Genomic DNA, 17,295 nt, shown 5'->3' with positions numbered 1-17,295 from the left:
TCGCACGAAGAAGCGGGCCGTCTCCCCGAAGGGAAACGGCCCGCACACGCGCGTGGAGCGCGAAAACGTCAGTCGCGGGCTTCCGCCAGCAGCTTCTGGATCCGGCTGACGCCCTCGACGAGGTCCTCGTCACCAAGGGCGTACGACAGACGCAGGTAGCCCGGCGTGCCGAAGGCCTCGCCCGGGACGACCGCGACCTCGGCCTCCTCCAGGATGAGCGCGGCCAGTTCGACCGTGTCCTGGGGGCGCTTGCCGCGGATCTCCTTGCCGATGAGGGCCTTCACCGAGGGATAGGCGTAGAAGGCGCCCTCGGGCTCCGGGCAGAGCACGCCATCGATCTCGTTCAGCATGCGCACGATGGTCTTGCGGCGGCGGTCGAAGGCCTCGCGCATCTTGGCGACGGCCGTCAGGTCGCCCGAGACGGCGGCGAGCGCGGCGACCTGGGCCACGTTCGACACGTTCGAGGTGGCGTGCGACTGCAGGTTGGTCGCGGCCTTGATGACGTCCTTGGGGCCGATGACCCAGCCCACACGCCAGCCGGTCATGGCGTAGGTCTTGGCCACGCCGTTGACGACGATGCACTTCTCGCGCAGCTCGGGCACCACCACGGGCAGGGAGTGGAACTCCGCGTCCCCGTAGACGAGGTGCTCGTAGATCTCGTCGGTCAGGACCCACAGGCCCTTCTCGGCGGCCCAGCGGCCGATCTCCTCGATCTGCTCGCGGGTGTAGACCGCGCCCGTCGGGTTGGACGGGGAGACGAACAGCAGCACCTTGGTGTTCTCGGTGCGGGCCGCCTCCAGCTGCTCGACCGAGACGCGGTAGCCGGTGGTCTCGTCCGCGACGACGTCCACGGGGACACCGCCGGCAAGACGGATCGATTCCGGGTACGTGGTCCAGTACGGCGCCGGGACGATGACCTCGTCGCCCGGGTCGAGGATCGCGGCGAAGGCCTCGTAGATGGCCTGCTTGCCGCCGTTGGTGACCAGGACCTGGGCGGCCTCCACCTCATAGCCGGAGTCGCGCAGGGTCTTCGCGGCGATCGCCGCCTTCAGCTCGGGCAGACCGCCGGCCGGGGTGTAGCGGTGGTACTTCGGGTTCTTGCACGCCTCGATGGCGGCCTCGACGATGTAGTCCGGGGTCGGGAAGTCGGGCTCGCCCGCGCCGAAGCCGATCACCGGACGCCCGGCGGCCTTGAGGGCCTTGGCCTTGGCGTCCACGGCGAGGGTGGCGGACTCGGAGATCGCGCCGACTCGGGCGGAGACCCGGCGCTCGGTGGGAGGGATTGCAGCGCTCATGGGACCCATCGTTTCAGACTGGAAACGCCCCCGGCACGCGGGTTTCACAGACTGAACATCGGCAGAACATCCATCCGGATCCGGGCGGCTCACCAGTCGATCTTCGGCGGACAAGGCCCGTACGGACACTTTCTGTTCGACGACCGGCTCAGGACCACGTACACTCTCACCTCGTTGGCCTTCACCGGCCGCACTCACCCGGTGCACACCGAGCACTTGGGCGGATGCGGTACGTTGGGGGAAATCAAAGGGTCGTAGCTCAATTGGTAGAGCACTGGTCTCCAAAACCAGCGGTTGGGGGTTCAAGTCCCTCCGGCCCTGCTACACACACCTTTCGCCAGGATGTGTGCGCATGTACGTACTGCAATGCACCGCCGTGCGGCTCAACCGGGCGCGGCACGGCCACGACCCGGAATCAGGTGAGGACGAGTGACGGACGCCGTGGGCTCCATCGACATGCCTGATGCCGAGGCGCCCGAGTCCAAGAAGAAGGCCCGCAAGGGCGGTAAGCGTGCCAAGAAGGGCCCGCTGAAGCGCCTTGCCACCTTCTATCGCCAGATCGTCGCGGAGCTCCGCAAAGTCGTCTGGCCGACTCGCAATCAGCTGACGACGTACACCACAGTGGTAATTGTCTTCGTCGTCATCATGATCGCCCTGGTGACCGTGATTGACTATGGGCTCAACCACGCCGCCAAGTACGTCTTCGGCTGAGCCGAGAGCGAAGGGCGCCGTCACCGGCGCCCCTTTCGCGTGTTCCACCCCCATGTATCCAGGAAGAAGCAGCCACCGTGTCTGACCCGAACCTGAACGACGCCAGCGAGTCGGTCGAGTCCGTTGACGACGAGCTCGACATCGTCGAGGGCGCGGACGTCGAGGACGAGGTCGAGGCTGCCGACGCCGACGCCGGCGAGCCTGCCGAAGAAGCGGCCCTGCACGTCGAGGACGAGTCCGGTGACGACGTCGAGGCCGAGGACGTCTCCGAGGAGGCCCTCGCCGACGAGGCCGAGATCGCCGACGAGGCGGAGGCCGAAGAGGCCGAGCCGGTCGACCCCGTCACCGCCCTGCGCGAGGAGCTTCGCACCCTCCCCGGCGAGTGGTACGTCATCCACACGTACGCCGGTTACGAGAACCGCGTGAAGACCAACCTCGAGCAGCGTGCCGTCTCGCTGAACGTCGAGGACTTCATCTTCCAGGCCGAGGTGCCGCAGGAAGAGGTCGCGCAGATCAAGAACGGCGAGCGCAAGACGATCAAGCAGAACAAGCTCCCGGGCTACGTGCTGGTCCGCATGGACCTGACGAACGAGTCCTGGGGCGTCGTCCGCAACACCCCCGGCGTCACCGGCTTCGTGGGCAACGCCTACGACCCGTACCCGCTGACCCTGGACGAGATCGTCAAGATGCTCGCCCCGGAGGCCGAGGAGAAGGCCGCCCGCGAGGCAGCCGAGGCCGAGGGCAAGCCCGCTCCGCAGCGCAAGGTCGAGGTCCAGGTGCTGGACTTCGAGGTCGGCGACTCGGTCACCGTCACCGACGGCCCGTTCGCCACGCTGCAGGCGACCATCAACGAGATCAACGCCGACTCGAAGAAGGTCAAGGGTCTCGTCGAGATCTTCGGCCGCGAGACCCCGGTCGAGCTCTCCTTCGACCAGATCCAGAAGAACTAGCTCCTTCTGGACTCACCGCTTCCGACCAGGTCAGACGGGCTGTCAAAAGCCCGTCTGACCTGCTCGGTTTTTGGCCGCGCATGGATACCCGTTATCGTTGTGCGGTATGCCTCCATCCGGATGAACCGGGCGGAAGCTGAAAACTCTCACTAGGACCCGGAGAGAGCACATGCCTCCCAAGAAGAAGAAGGTCACGGGGCTTATCAAGCTCCAGATCCAGGCCGGCGCCGCCAACCCGGCTCCGCCGGTCGGCCCCGCGCTGGGCCAGCACGGCGTCAACATCATGGAGTTCTGCAAGGCCTACAACGCCGCGACCGAGTCGCAGCGCGGTTGGGTCATCCCGGTGGAGATCACGGTCTACGAGGACCGCTCCTTCACCTTCATCACCAAGACGCCGCCGGCCGCCAAGATGATCCTCAAGGCCGCGGGTGTCGAGAAGGGCTCCGGCGAGCCGCACAAGACCAAGGTCGCCAAGATCACCCAGGCGCAGGTCCGCGAGATCGCCACCACCAAGATGCCCGACCTCAACGCCAACGACCTGGACGCCGCCGCGAAGATCATCGCCGGCACCGCCCGTTCCATGGGCATCACGGTCGAGGGCTGACACCCACCTTCTGGAAATCCGTGGAAGGGCCTGCTCGGCCCGCACCACGACTCCTCAGAACACATCAGGAGCAGTAGTGAGCAAGCGCAGCAAGTCTCTCCGCGCTGCGGACGCCAAGGTCGACCGGGAGAAGCTGTACGCCCCGCTCGAGGCCGTCCGTCTCGCCAAGGAGACCTCCACGAGCAAGTTCGACGGCACCGTCGAGGTCGCCTTCCGCCTGGGTGTAGACCCGCGCAAGGCCGACCAGATGGTCCGTGGCACCGTGAACCTCCCGCACGGCACCGGTAAGACCGCCCGGGTCCTGGTCTTCGCGACCGGTGACCGTGCCGAGGCCGCGACTGCCGCGGGCGCCGACATCGTCGGCTCCGACGAGCTCATCGACGAGGTGGCGAAGGGCCGTCTGGACTTCGACGCCGTCGTCGCCACCCCGGACCTCATGGGCAAGGTCGGCCGCCTCGGCCGTGTCCTCGGCCCGCGTGGTCTGATGCCGAACCCGAAGACCGGCACCGTGACCCCGGACGTGGCCAAGGCCGTGACCGAGATCAAGGGCGGCAAGATCGAGTTCCGCGTCGACAAGCACTCGAACCTGCACTTCATCATCGGCAAGGCGTCCTTCGACGACTCCCAGCTGGTGGAGAACTACGGCGCCGCGCTGGACGAGATCCTTCGTCTGAAGCCGTCGGCCGCCAAGGGTCGCTACATCAAGAAGGCCGCGATCAGCACCACGATCGGCCCCGGCATTCCGGTCGACCCGAACCGCACCCGCAACCTCCTCGTCGAGGAGGACCCGGCCGCCGTCTGAGCCTCCCGCTCACCCCGGTGACCGCGTCGCGCACGCGTTTTTGACACGGGCCCCGCAACCTTTCGAGGTGCGGGGCCCGTCCCTGTCTGCGGACACCGAATCCGGATACGGGTGTCAGTGGGCTGCGCTAGCGTGCAGAGCACAGGATTCTCATAGGGGTGGGGACGAATGAAGAGCACGACCGTGCGCCGCGTGACCCTTTCGATCGCGCTGGTGACCGCGCTGGCGGGGGTGGCCGCCTGTAATTCCTCGGACTCCTCCGGAGGCTCTGGGAAGGACGACAAGGCGGGGCACAAGGGCACGACGCACGTCAGCCCCATCGCCGCCCTGCGCTCCGCCGAGAAGACCACGGACAACGCCGACTCCGCCAAGGTCGAGTCCACGACGACCATGGGCACGATGATGTCCATGAAGGCGGACGGCGTCATGGGCTGGTCCGACGGTCTCACCGGCACCATGACGATCACGTACACCGGCGGCACGATGGCCGACACGATGCGTCAGACCGGCAGCACGTCGATGCAGGCCCGCTATCTGCGCGATGCCTACTACGCGAGGATGGGCGACAAGTTCGCCCAGCAGTCGGGCGGCAAGCACTGGATCAAGTACGCCTACGACGACCTGGCGAAGCTGGGTGGCGGCTCGGGCGCGTATCTGAAGGACCAGATGCAGAACACCACGCCGAACCAGTCGGTGAAGCTCCTGCTGGCCTCCGGCGACGTGACGAAGGTCGGCGAGGAGACGGTGCGCGGCGAGCAGACCACGCACTACTCGGGCACGGTGGACGTCGCGGACCTGGCGACCAAGACCTCCAATCTCAGCGCGAGCCAGCTGGCCGACCTGAAGAAGCAGCTCACGGCGGCCGGCGTCAGCACCGAGAAGGTCGACATCTGGGTCAACGGCGATGACCTGCTGGTCAAGAAGGTCGAGAAGGGCGAGCTGTCGACCGGCACCATGTCCTCGACCGCGTACTACAGCGACTACGGGGTGAAGGTCTCCGCCACGGAGCCTCCGGCGGGCGACACCGCCGACTTCAAGGACCTGCTGAAGTCGCAGGGCAACACGGGCGGCACCACCTCCTGAGTCCCATGTGAATTCAGGAGCCCACTGAAACCCCCTGGGATACGCTCGCGGCCGTGCTGTGAACTGCAGCCTTGCTGTGCAACGATCATCTGTTCCCTGGGGGGAATCATGGAGTTTTCTGTACGTGGAACCGTTCGGCGCAGAGCGGCGGGCGCGACGCTCGCCGCCCTGGTCGTCGGTGGGGGTGCCGTCGCCTGTACGAAGAGCGATGCGGAGGAATCGCCGAAGATGACGCCCGCCGCGGCCGTGGCCAAGGCAGCGAAGAAGACGGAGGACATCACGTCCCTCCGCTACCGGATGACCGGCCGGGTCCCGGAGGAGGGCCGTGTCAGCGGTGAGGCGGCGATGAGCATGAAGCCGCTGGCCATGAGCATGAAGATGACGGCCGAGGACCAGGCCACCGACGGCCAGGTGGAGCTCCGGCTCGTCGACAAGGCGATGTACATCGGCGGGGGCGCACAGGTCGCCAAGGAGATGGACGGAAAGAGCTGGATCAAGTTCGACATGTCCGCGCTGGGAGCGGACAAGCAGGTGAACGCCGACCAGCTGGGCGCCGGACAGGCCGACAAGAATCCGGCCACCGAGTCCACTTTCCTCACCGGCTCCAAGGACGTGAAGAAGGTCGGAACCGAGACCGTCGACGGCGTGAAGACCACGCACTACAAGGGGACGGTCACCCTCGAGGAGTTCCGCGACTCCCTCAAGGGCAAGGACAAGGCCACCCGTGAGAAGCGGGAGAAGAGCCTCGACCAGTACGAGAAGATGGGCATCGACGCGCTCACGATGGACATGTGGATCGACGGTGACGACCACACCAAGCAGTTCCGCATGCGGGGCGACGCCGACAAGGGCAAGCTCGACATGACCATCACCTTCCTCGACTTCAACAAGCCGGTGACGGTCAAGGCCCCGCCCGCCAAGGACACCGCCGACCTCGCCCAGATGATGAAGGAAGCGCGGCAGGGCTGAGCCCGGTCACCGTCGGGTCTGAGGCGTCGCAGAGCGGATTTGCTTGACAGTGACCCATTCACGTACTCTTCTCCAGAAGCCAAAGACCGCTGGTCGTTGCCTTGTGCTCGCAAGAGGGCAGGGCGGCCGAAGGATCCGCTGAAACTGCGGACGACCCGCGTAGGTGACTGTGGATGTGCTCCCGGAGTTCGCTTGCCCTGCTTGCGGATATACCGGTCGAGCTACGCCCCGTGCGCCTGCGCCGGGGCGTTTCGTTTTGCCCAGCCCCTTCCGAGCGGTCGTCATCACCCGGAAGGAGGCCGACGCTCTATGGCAAGGCCCGACAAGGCTGCCGCGGTAGCCGAGCTCGCGGAGCAGTTCCGCAGCTCGAACGCCGCTGTGCTGACCGAGTACCGGGGTCTCACCGTGGCGCAGCTCAAGACGCTGCGTCGTTCGCTCGGTGAGAACGCCCAGTACGCCGTGGTGAAGAACACGCTGACCAAGATTGCGGCCAACGAGGCCGGGATCTCGACGCTCGACGACCTGTTCAACGGTCCGACGGCAGTTGCCTTCGTCACCGGTGACCCGGTGGAGTCGGCGAAGGGTCTTCGTGACTTCGCCAAGGACAACCCGAACCTCGTCATCAAGGGCGGTGTCCTTGACGGCAAGGCGCTGTCCGCCGACGAGATCAAGAAGCTTGCGGACCTCGAGTCCCGCGAGGTTCTGCTCTCCAAGCTGGCGGGTGCCTTCAAGGGCAAGCAGTCTCAGGCTGCTCAGCTCTTCCAGGCGCTTCCCTCGAAGCTCGTCCGCACCGTGGACGCTCTTCGCGCCAAGCAGGACGAGCAGGGCGGTGCCGAGTAATTCGGCTCGCGAAATGACCGCAGCCGCCTGAGGCAGTGGTCGTAGCGGGCCAACGTACGCCCGCCAGACATGTACATCCGGCACCCGCCGAATTAGTGGAAGGATCGCCCACCATGGCGAAGCTCAGCCAGGAAGACCTGCTCGCGCAGTTCGAGGAGATGACCCTCATCGAGCTCTCCGAGTTCGTGAAGGCCTTCGAGGAGAAGTTCGACGTCACCGCCGCCGCCGCGGTCGCCGTTGCCGGCCCCGCCGGCCCGGCCGCCGTTGCCGAGGCCGCTGAGGAGCAGGACGAGTTCGACGTCATCCTCACCGGTGCCGGCGACAAGAAGATCCAGGTCATCAAGGTCGTGCGTGAGCTGACCTCCCTGGGTCTGAAGGAGGCCAAGGACCTCGTCGACGGCGCCCCGAAGCCCGTCCTCGAGAAGGTCGCCAAGGACGCCGCCGAGAAGGCCGCCGAGGCCCTCAAGGGCGCCGGTGCGGCCGTCGAGGTCAAGTAACACCTCGCGGTCCCTACGGACTGCTCGCGAGCTGATACAGCCGCTCTCGTAGCGCTGTAACGCTGACGCATTGAAGAGCGATCACCCATCTGGGTGGTCGCTCTTCGGCGTTCCAGGGGGTCCGGCGGCGGCTGCCTTGCACTGTCGGTGGCGGCGAGTATGGTGATCTTCGTTGTTGTCTCCGGCCGAGCCCGTGACGGGCTGCAAGACGGGCTGCAAGACAGGTTGCACGTGACGTTCGCGGCACTTGCTTTGGGCATGGGGGGCCTTGACGAACCGCACGCAGCGCGCAATTCTCAGGACGCGTCGTCACAACGATCCGGATCCGAGGCATGGATCGACGACGAAGAGGGCAGTATCGATGTGCATTGAGGGCGTGGCTTGCCGCAGGTGTTGAGAACAATGAGGGTCTCAAAAACCGGGACTGGACATCAGTGGGCCGAGTGGCTACACTGACCCTTTGCGCTGCCTGTTAGCTGCCTCCTGCCCGTCACCAGGGGCATGCCTATGCTTGAGCACCGACGATTGAATCGTGCCTGACCTGGCCTTCTTCGGCCAATTCGGGAACGGCCTCTCTCTGTGTCCAGCATGGGACCGGTACGCGCGTAGTGAGTCCGAGCCCTCGGAAGGACCCCCTCTTGGCCGCCTCGCGCACTGCCTCGACCGCGAATACGAACAACGGCGCCAGCACCGCCCCGCTGCGCATCTCCTTTGCAAAGATCAAGGAGCCCCTCGAGGTTCCGAACCTTCTTGCGCTGCAAACCGAGAGCTTCGACTGGCTGCTCGGCAATGCCGCGTGGAAGGCTCGTGTCGAGGCGGCTCTGGACAACGGACAGGACGTCCCCACCAAGTCCGGTCTGGAGGAGATCTTCGAGGAGATCTCCCCGATCGAGGACTTCTCCGGGTCGATGTCGCTGACCTTCCGCGACCACCGCTTCGAGCCTCCGAAGAACTCCATCGACGAGTGCAAGGAGCGCGACTTCACGTACTCCGCGCCGCTCTTCGTCACCGCCGAGTTCACCAACAACGAGACCGGCGAGATCAAGTCCCAGACGGTGTTCATGGGCGACTTCCCGCTCATGACCAACAAGGGCACCTTCGTCATCAACGGCACCGAGCGTGTCGTGGTGTCGCAGCTCGTCCGCTCGCCGGGTGTCTACTTCGACTCCTCCATCGACAAGACGTCCGACAAGGACATCTTCTCCGCGAAGGTCATCCCGTCCCGGGGTGCCTGGCTGGAGATGGAGATCGACAAGCGCGACATGGTCGGTGTCCGCATCGACCGCAAGCGCAAGCAGTCCGTCACCGTTCTCCTGAAGGCCCTCGGTTGGACGACCGAGCAGATCCTCGAGGAGTTCGGCGAGTACGAGTCGATGCGCGCCACCCTGGAGAAGGACCACACCCAGGGCCAGGACGACGCGCTGCTCGACATCTACCGCAAGCTGCGTCCGGGCGAGCCCCCGACCCGTGAGGCCGCGCAGACGCTGCTCGAGAACCTCTACTTCAACCCCAAGCGCTACGACCTCGCCAAGGTCGGCCGCTACAAGGTCAACAAGAAGCTGGGCGGCGACGCCCCGCTCGACGCCGGCATCCTGACCGTCGAGGACATCATCTCGTCGATCAAGTACCTGGTGAAGCTGCACGCCGGTGAGACCGAGACCGTCGGTGACAACGGCACGCAGATCGTCGTCGAGACGGACGACATCGACCACTTCGGCAACCGTCGTCTGCGCAACGTCGGCGAGCTCATCCAGAACCAGGTCCGCACGGGTCTGGCTCGTATGGAGCGCGTCGTCCGCGAGCGCATGACGACTCAGGACGTCGAGGCGATCACGCCGCAGACCCTGATCAACATCCGGCCGGTCGTCGCCTCCATCAAGGAGTTCTTCGGCACCAGCCAGCTGTCGCAGTTCATGGACCAGAACAACCCGCTGTCGGGTCTCACCCACAAGCGCCGTCTGTCGGCTCTTGGCCCGGGTGGTCTCTCCCGTGAGCGGGCCGGCTTCGAGGTCCGTGACGTGCATCCGTCGCACTACGGCCGCATGTGTCCGATCGAGACCCCTGAAGGCCCGAACATCGGTCTGATCGGCTCGCTCGCCTCCTACGGCCGGGTCAACGCGTTCGGTTTCGTCGAGACGCCGTACCGCAAGGTCACCGGTGGCGTCGTCACGGACGAGGTCGACTACCTGACGGCCGACGAAGAGGACCGATTCGTCATCGCGCAGGCCAACGCGCCGCTGACGGACGAGCTCCGCTTCGAGGAGTCCCGCGTCCTGGTTCGCCGCCGTGGCGGCGAGGTCGACTACGTCCCCGGTGACGACGTCGACTACATGGACGTCTCGCCGCGCCAGATGGTGTCGGTCGCGACCGCCATGATCCCGTTCCTCGAGCACGATGACGCCAACCGTGCCCTCATGGGCGCGAACATGATGCGTCAGGCCGTGCCGCTCATCAAGTCCGAGGCGCCGCTGGTCGGCACCGGCATGGAGTACCGCTGCGCGGTCGACGCCGGTGACGTCCTGAAGTCGGAGAAGGACGGTGTGGTCCAGGAGGTCTCCGCGGACTACATCACCACCGCCAACGACGACGGTACGTACACCACGTACCGCCTCGCGAAGTTCTCCCGCTCGAACCAGGGCACCTCTGTGAACCAGAAGGTCGTCGTGGACGAGGGCGCCCGGGTCATCGCCGGCCAGGTGCTGGCCGACGGTCCGGCGACCGAGAACGGCGAGATGGCGCTCGGCAAGAACCTGCTCGTGGCGTTCATGCCGTGGGAGGGTCACAACTACGAGGACGCGATCATCCTGTCGCAGCGCCTCGTGCAGGACGACGTCCTCTCCTCGATCCACATCGAGGAGCACGAGGTCGACGCCCGTGACACCAAGCTCGGCCCCGAGGAGATCACCCGGGACATCCCGAACGTCTCCGAGGAGGTCCTCGCCGACCTCGACGAGCGCGGCATCATCCGTATCGGTGCCGAGGTCGTCGCCGGTGACATCCTCGTCGGCAAGGTCACGCCCAAGGGTGAGACCGAGCTGACCCCCGAGGAGCGTCTGCTCCGCGCGATCTTCGGTGAGAAGGCGCGCGAGGTGCGCGACACCTCGCTGAAGGTGCCGCACGGTGAGATCGGCAAGGTCATCGGCGTCCGCGTCTTCGACCGTGAAGAGGGCGACGAGCTGCCGCCGGGCGTGAACCAGCTGGTTCGTGTCTACGTGGCGCAGAAGCGCAAGATCACGGACGGTGACAAGCTCGCCGGTCGTCACGGCAACAAGGGCGTCATCTCGAAGATCCTGCCCATCGAGGACATGCCGTTCCTCGAGGACGGAACTCCGGTCGACATCATCCTCAACCCGCTGGGTGTCCCGTCCCGAATGAACCCGGGACAGGTCCTGGAGATCCACCTCGGCTGGCTCGCCAGCCGCGGATGGGACGTCTCCGGCCTCGCGGACGACTGGGCGCAGCGCCTGCAGGCCATCGAGGCCGACGTGGTCGCGCCGGGCACGAACGTCGCCACCCCCGTCTTCGACGGTGCGCGTGAGGACGAGCTCGCGGGTCTGCTGCAGCACACGATCCCGAACCGCGACGGCGAGCGCATGGTGCTCCCGACCGGTAAGGCGCCGCTGTTCGACGGCCGCTCCGGCGAGCCGTTCCCGGAGCCGATCTCGGTCGGCTACATGTACATCCTGAAGCTCCACCACCTGGTCGACGACAAGCTGCACGCCCGCTCGACCGGTCCGTACTCGATGATCACCCAGCAGCCGCTGGGTGGTAAGGCCCAGTTCGGTGGCCAGCGCTTCGGTGAGATGGAGGTGTGGGCGCTGGAGGCATACGGCGCCGCGTACGCCCTCCAGGAGCTGCTGACCATCAAGTCCGACGACGTCACCGGCCGCGTGAAGGTCTACGAGGCCATCGTCAAGGGCGAGAACATCCCCGAGCCCGGCATCCCCGAGTCCTTCAAGGTGCTCATCAAGGAGATGCAGTCTCTCTGCCTCAACGTGGAGGTGCTGTCCAGCGACGGTATGTCCATCGAAATGCGTGACACCGACGAGGACGTCTTCCGCGCGGCGGAGGAGCTCGGCATCGACCTGTCCCGGCGCGAGCCGAGCAGCGTCGAAGAGGTCTGACGGGAGTTCGGTGGGCCTTGAACGCCTTTGGAACAGGTGAACAAGGCCCGCCGGCCCCAGGACCCCCGTATCAGACCCCTAAGACTTACAACCCTGAGAGGGATTGACGCATAGTGCTCGACGTCAACTTCTTCGATGAGCTCCGGATCGGTCTGGCCACCGCTGACGACATCCGTCAGTGGAGCCACGGCGAGGTCAAGAAGCCCGAGACCATCAACTACCGCACCCTCAAGCCCGAAAAGGACGGACTCTTCTGCGAGAAGATCTTCGGTCCGACCCGGGACTGGGAGTGCTACTGCGGTAAGTACAAGCGTGTCCGCTTCAAGGGCATCATCTGTGAGCGCTGCGGCGTCGAGGTCACTCGCGCCAAGGTGCGTCGCGAGCGGATGGGCCACATCGAGCTGGCCGCTCCCGTCACCCACATCTGGTACTTCAAGGGCGTTCCGTCGCGTCTGGGCTACCTGCTCGACCTCGCCCCGAAGGACCTGGAGAAGGTCATCTACTTCGCGGCGTACATGATCACGTACGTCGACGAGGAGCGCCGCACCCGCGACCTGCCCTCGCTGGAGGCCCACGTCTCCGTCGAGCGTCAGCAGGTCGAGAACCGTCGCGACGCCGACCTGGAAGCCCGCGCCAAGAAGCTCGAGACCGACCTGGCCGAGCTGGAGGCCGAGGGCGCCAAGGCCGACGTGCGCCGCAAGGTGCGCGAAGGTGCCGAGCGTGAGATGAAGCAGCTGCGCGACCGTGCGCAGCGCGAGATCGACCGTCTCGACGAGGTGTGGACCCGCTTCAAGAACCTCAAGGTCCAGGACCTCGAGGGCGACGAGCTCCTCTACCGCGAGCTGCGTGACCGCTTCGGCACGTACTTCGACGGTTCGATGGGTGCCGCGGCGCTGCAGAAGCGCCTCGAGTCCTTCGACCTGGAGGAGGAGGCCGAGCGCCTCCGCGAGATCATCCGTACCGGCAAGGGCCAGAAGAAGACCCGTGCGCTCAAGCGCCTCAAGGTCGTCTCCGCGTTCCTGCAGACCAGCAACAGCCCCAAGGGCATGGTGCTCGACTGCGTGCCGGTCATCCCGCCGGACCTGCGTCCGATGGTGCAGCTGGACGGTGGCCGCTTCGCGACCTCCGACCTGAACGACCTGTACCGCCGTGTGATCAACCGCAACAACCGTCTGAAGCGACTCCTTGACCTCGGTGCCCCCGAGATCATCGTGAACAACGAGAAGCGCATGCTTCAGGAGGCCGTCGACGCGCTCTTCGACAACGGCCGTCGTGGTCGCCCGGTCACGGGCCCCGGTAACCGTCCGCTGAAGTCCCTCAGCGACATGCTGAAGGGTAAGCAGGGTCGATTCCGTCAGAACCTGCTCGGCAAGCGTGTGGACTACTCCGCGCGTTCCGTGATCGTCGTCGGTCCGCAGCTGAAGCTGCACCAGTGCGGTCTGCCCAAGGCCATGGCGCTGGAGCTCTTCAAGCCGTTCGTGATGAAGCGCCTGGTCGACCTGAACCACGCGCAGAACATCAAGAGCGCCAAGCGGATGGTCGAGCGCGGCCGCACGGTCGTGTACGACGTCCTGGAAGAGGTCATCGCGGAGCACCCGGTTCTGCTGAACCGTGCGCCCACGCTGCACCGCCTCGGCATCCAGGCCTTCGAGCCGCAGCTGGTCGAGGGCAAGGCCATCCAGATCCACCCGCTCGTCTGCACCGCGTTCAACGCGGACTTCGACGGTGACCAGATGGCCGTCCACCTGCCGCTCTCCGCGGAGGCGCAGGCCGAGGCCCGCATCCTGATGCTGTCCTCGAACAACATCCTCAAGCCCGCTGACGGCCGTCCGGTCACGATGCCGACCCAGGACATGGTCCTCGGTCTGTTCTTCCTGACCACCGACGGCGCGCTGCGCAACGTCAAGGGCGAGGACCGGTCCTTCGGCTCCGCGGCCGAGGCGATCATGGCGTTCGACGCCGGCGAGCTCTCGCTGCAGTCGCGCGTGGACATCCGCTTCCCGGTGGGCACCATCCCGCCGCGCGGCTGGACCCCGCCGGCGCAGGAGGAGGGCGAGCCGGAGTGGCAGCAGGGTGACACCTTCCGCCTGAAGACCACGCTGGGCCGCGCGCTCTTCAACGAGCTGCTGCCCGAGGACTACCCGTTCGTCGACTACGAGGTCGGCAAGAAGCAGCTCTCCGAGATCGTCAACGACCTCGCCGAGCGCTACCCCAAGGTCATCGTGGCGGCGACGCTCGACAACCTGAAGGCGGCGGGCTTCTACTGGGCGACCCGCTCCGGCGTCACCGTGGCCATCTCCGACATCGTCGTTCCCGAGGCGAAGAAGGAGATCGTCAAGGGCTACGAGGCGCAGGACGAGAAGGTCCAGAAGCAGTACGAGCGCGGTCTGATCACCAAGGACGAGCGCACGCAGGAGCTCATCGCGATCTGGACCAAGGCGACCAACGAGGTTGCCGAGGCGATGAACGCGAACTTCCCGAAGACGAACCCCATCTTCATGATGGTTGACTCGGGTGCCCGAGGAAACATGATGCAGATGCGTCAGATCGCCGGTATGCGTGGTCTGGTGTCGAACGCCAAGAACGAGACGATCCCGCGTCCGATCAAGGCCTCCTTCCGTGAGGGCCTGTCGGTGCTGGAGTACTTCATCTCGACTCACGGTGCTCGTAAGGGTCTGGCGGACACGGCCCTGCGTACCGCCGACTCGGGTTACCTCACCCGTCGTCTGGTCGACGTCTCCCAGGACGTCATCATCCGCGAGGAGGACTGCGGCACCGACCGTGGCCTCAAGCTGCACATCGCGGAGCGCGGCGCGGACGGTGTCCTGCGCAAGGCGGAGAACGTCGAGACCAGCGTGTACGCACGTGCGCTGGCCGAGGACATCACCGTCGACGGCAAGGTGCTGGCCCCGGCCAACACCGACCTCGGCGACGTCCTCATCGACGAGCTGGTCAAGCACGGCATCGAGGAGGTCAAGACCCGTTCGGTCCTGACCTGCGAGTCCGCCGTCGGCACCTGTGCCATGTGCTACGGCCGTTCGCTGGCCACCGGCAAGCTGGTCGACATCGGTGAGGCGGTCGGCATCATCGCCGCCCAGTCCATCGGTGAGCCCGGTACCCAGCTGACGATGCGTACCTTCCACACCGGTGGTGTGGCCGGTGACGACATCACCCAGGGTCTGCCCCGTGTCGTCGAGCTCTTCGAGGCCCGTACGCCCAAGGGTGTCGCCCCGATCTCCGAGGCCTCCGGCCGCGTGCGGATCGAGGAGACCGAGAAGACCAAGAAGCTCGTCGTCACCCCGGACGACGGCAGCGACGAGACGGCGTTCCCGATCTCGAAGCGCGCCCGTCTCCTGGTGTCCGAGGGCGAGCACGTCGAGGTGGGCCAGAAGCTCACCGTGGGTGCCACCAACCCGCACGACGTGCTGCGCATCCTGGGTCAGCGTGCCGTCCAGGTCCACCTGGTCGGCGAGGTCCAGAAGGTCTACAACTCGCAGGGTGTGTCGATCCACGACAAGCACATCGAGATCATCATCCGGCAGATGCTGCGCCGGGTGACGATCATCGAGTCGGGCGACGCGGAGCTGCTGCCCGGCGAGCTGGTCGAGCGCTCGAAGTTCGAGACCGAGAACCGTCGTGTGGTCCAGGAAGGCGGCCACCCGGCCTCCGGCCGTCCGCAGCTGATGGGTATCACCAAGGCCTCGCTGGCGACCGAGTCGTGGCTGTCGGCGGCGTCCTTCCAGGAGACGACCAGGGTTCTGACGGACGCGGCGATCAACGCCAAGTCCGACTCCCTGATCGGCCTCAAGGAGAACGTCATCATCGGTAAGCTCATCCCGGCCGGTACGGGTCTGTCCCGCTACCGCAACATCCGGGTCGAGCCGACCGAGGAGGCCAAGGCCGCGATGTACTCGGCCGTCGGCTACGACGACATCGACTACTCGCCGTTCGGCACCGGCTCCGGCCAGGCCGTCCCGCTGGAGGACTACGACTACGGTCCGTACAACCAGTAAGCGAGTCGCTTCGCAGTAACTGAAGGGCGGTCACCCCGGGTTCGGGGTGACCGCCCTTCGGCGTTTGTCAGCGCGGCAGTGGGAGGTACGGCTCCAGGGCGCGGATGCGGGTGATGTTGTCGGGGTGGGTGGTCAGGAGCTTGGCCAGGCCGCCCGGCTCCTTGAGCTTCTTGCCGCGCGCGGCGGCGTACGCCTTCGCGGCGTCCTCCTCCGCCTGGAAGTGGTGCAGCACCTGGACCATCTCGGTCGCGAAACCGAGGGCGGCGGCCTGCTGGTCGGCGCGCAGCTCGCCCTGGCGGCCCGCGTAGGCGAGCAGATAGGGCGCGATCACGAGGGGGATGGTGATGTACCAGGCGACGAGGAAGCCCGTGATCACGAACATCCCCATGAAGAGGACGAGAATCCCCGTCGCGGCCGCCGAGAAGACACTGGCGACGGCGATCGCGATTCTGGCGAGTCCCCGGGTCAGGGCCCAGGCGATCCGGCCGGGCAGCGAGTACCAGTAACCGAGCAGGCCCGCCCAGGCGTGACCGCCGACGTGGTGGCCGAGTTCATGGGCGAGTACGGCGGCGAGGTTGCTGCTCGGGATCTTGTTGAGCGCGTACGTGGTGACCCCGACGACGTGACCGGCCACCGCGGACGCGTTCAGGTCGTCGCTGTTCTCCACCATCAGTTCGTAGGTGTCCGCCTCGATGCCCGCGCGGGCGGTGACCTCGCGCCAGATCGGCTCCAGACGGGCCCGCTCGGCCGCCAGCGGTGCCCGCAGCTTGAAGGCGCGCCGGGCGAAGAGCAGCTCGGTGGGCCGGTGGAAGACGAGTGCCCCGGAGGCCAGCCAGGCCAGGACGACCAGCCAGCCCACGGCCGTGCCGAACATCGCCACGGCGAGCGCCGCGACCACCGCGAGGCTCACCAGGAAGCTCGGGACCTGGGTCGCCAGCTGCCCTATGGCGGTGGCGTCCGCGCCGCGCTGATGGGCCGCCACGTGCATGCGGCGGCCCTGGTGGCGGTAGTCGAGGTCGTCGGGGGCGACGGGCTGCTGCGGCACGAAGGGGGCCTGCTGCGGGTGCTGAGCCGGGTACTGCGGGGCGGTGCCCGGGTACGGGGCCGCGGCTCCGGGGTACTGCGGGGCGGGGGCGGGCGGGGCCGTCGGGTACTGGGGCTGGGCAGGGGCGGCCTGCGGGTACGAGGGAGGCGCGGCGGCGGTCCCCGGGTACTGCGGCTCCGGGTACTGCGGCGTGGGAGTGGTGGCGCCCGGGTACTGCGGCGGCGTGGGAGCGGCGGCGCCGGGGTACTGCGGCGGCGTGGGAGCGGCAGGGCCCGGGTACTGCGGCGGAGGTGAGGCCGCGCCCGGGTACTGGGGCTCCGGATAAGCGGGGCCGGGTGGTTGGGACATCTGGGGCTCCTTCG

The 17,295-nt window shown here is 66.6% G+C and carries 12 protein-coding genes and 1 tRNA gene; 11 read left to right on the top strand and 2 right to left on the bottom strand.

The window, feature by feature from the left end; all coding sequences use genetic code 11:
- Window positions 1–68 precede the first annotated feature (68 nt).
- Window positions 69–1,295, bottom strand: a complete 1,227-nt coding sequence (locus ACIBK0_RS09245) for a pyridoxal phosphate-dependent aminotransferase (protein ID WP_399077261.1) — start codon at window positions 1,293–1,295, stop codon at window positions 69–71.
- A gap of 248 nt (window positions 1,296–1,543) precedes the next feature.
- Between ACIBK0_RS09245 and ACIBK0_RS09240 the strand changes: the two genes are divergently transcribed.
- The 11 genes from ACIBK0_RS09240 (at window position 1,544) to ACIBK0_RS09190 (ending at window position 15,888) form a co-directional block, all read left to right on the top strand.
- Window positions 1,544–1,616 (top strand) — tRNA-Trp (locus ACIBK0_RS09240).
- 108 nt (window positions 1,617–1,724) lie between these two features.
- Window positions 1,725–2,006, top strand: a complete 282-nt coding sequence (gene secE, locus ACIBK0_RS09235) for a preprotein translocase subunit SecE (protein ID WP_189190363.1) — start codon at window positions 1,725–1,727, stop codon at window positions 2,004–2,006.
- 77 nt (window positions 2,007–2,083) lie between these two features.
- Window positions 2,084–2,956, top strand: a complete 873-nt coding sequence (gene nusG / locus ACIBK0_RS09230; protein ID WP_399077258.1) for a transcription termination/antitermination protein NusG — start codon at window positions 2,084–2,086, stop codon at window positions 2,954–2,956.
- 169 nt (window positions 2,957–3,125) lie between these two features.
- Window positions 3,126–3,560: a 50S ribosomal protein L11 gene (gene rplK, locus ACIBK0_RS09225; RefSeq protein ID WP_095748118.1), complete on the top strand. Its 435-nt coding sequence runs from the start codon at window positions 3,126–3,128 to the stop codon at window positions 3,558–3,560.
- 76 nt (window positions 3,561–3,636) lie between these two features.
- Window positions 3,637–4,362 carry a 50S ribosomal protein L1 gene (gene rplA, locus ACIBK0_RS09220; protein ID WP_399077255.1) on the top strand — a complete coding sequence of 242 codons (726 nt, stop codon included), beginning with the start codon at window positions 3,637–3,639 and terminating at the stop codon, window positions 4,360–4,362.
- A gap of 168 nt (window positions 4,363–4,530) precedes the next feature.
- The gene (locus ACIBK0_RS09215) at window positions 4,531–5,445 is read left to right on the top strand and encodes a hypothetical protein (protein WP_399077253.1); all 915 of its coding nucleotides are present in this window, start codon (window positions 4,531–4,533) and stop codon (window positions 5,443–5,445) included.
- A 108-nt stretch (window positions 5,446–5,553) separates the two neighbouring features.
- Window positions 5,554–6,414 (top strand): DUF1396 domain-containing protein, encoded by an 861-nt coding sequence (locus ACIBK0_RS09210; protein WP_399077251.1) that lies wholly within the window; start codon window positions 5,554–5,556, stop codon window positions 6,412–6,414.
- A 309-nt stretch (window positions 6,415–6,723) separates the two neighbouring features.
- On the top strand, window positions 6,724–7,254 hold the full coding sequence (rplJ, locus tag ACIBK0_RS09205; RefSeq protein ID WP_388362300.1) for a 50S ribosomal protein L10: 531 nt from the start codon (window positions 6,724–6,726) through the stop codon (window positions 7,252–7,254).
- Between the two features lie 113 nt (window positions 7,255–7,367).
- Window positions 7,368–7,751, top strand: coding sequence for a 50S ribosomal protein L7/L12 (rplL, locus tag ACIBK0_RS09200; RefSeq protein ID WP_399077248.1), 384 nt, complete (start codon window positions 7,368–7,370; stop codon window positions 7,749–7,751).
- A gap of 638 nt (window positions 7,752–8,389) precedes the next feature.
- Window positions 8,390–11,875: a DNA-directed RNA polymerase subunit beta gene (gene rpoB, locus ACIBK0_RS09195; RefSeq protein WP_399077246.1), complete on the top strand. Its 3,486-nt coding sequence runs from the start codon at window positions 8,390–8,392 to the stop codon at window positions 11,873–11,875.
- A gap of 113 nt (window positions 11,876–11,988) precedes the next feature.
- Window positions 11,989–15,888 carry a DNA-directed RNA polymerase subunit beta' gene (locus ACIBK0_RS09190; RefSeq protein ID WP_399077244.1) on the top strand — a complete coding sequence of 1,300 codons (3,900 nt, stop codon included), beginning with the start codon at window positions 11,989–11,991 and terminating at the stop codon, window positions 15,886–15,888.
- A gap of 67 nt (window positions 15,889–15,955) precedes the next feature.
- Here ACIBK0_RS09190 and ACIBK0_RS09185 read toward each other — a convergent pair whose 3' ends face one another.
- Window positions 15,956–17,281: a M48 family metalloprotease gene (locus ACIBK0_RS09185; protein WP_399077242.1), complete on the bottom strand. Its 1,326-nt coding sequence runs from the start codon at window positions 17,279–17,281 to the stop codon at window positions 15,956–15,958.
- Window positions 17,282–17,295 lie beyond the last annotated feature (14 nt).

The sequence above is a fragment of the Streptomyces sp. NPDC050564 genome (assembly GCF_044457265.1).
Taxonomy (GTDB): domain Bacteria; phylum Actinomycetota; class Actinomycetes; order Streptomycetales; family Streptomycetaceae; genus Streptomyces.
Note: the sequence above shows the minus strand (reverse complement) of the source record. Positions and strands in the feature narration are given on the sequence as shown.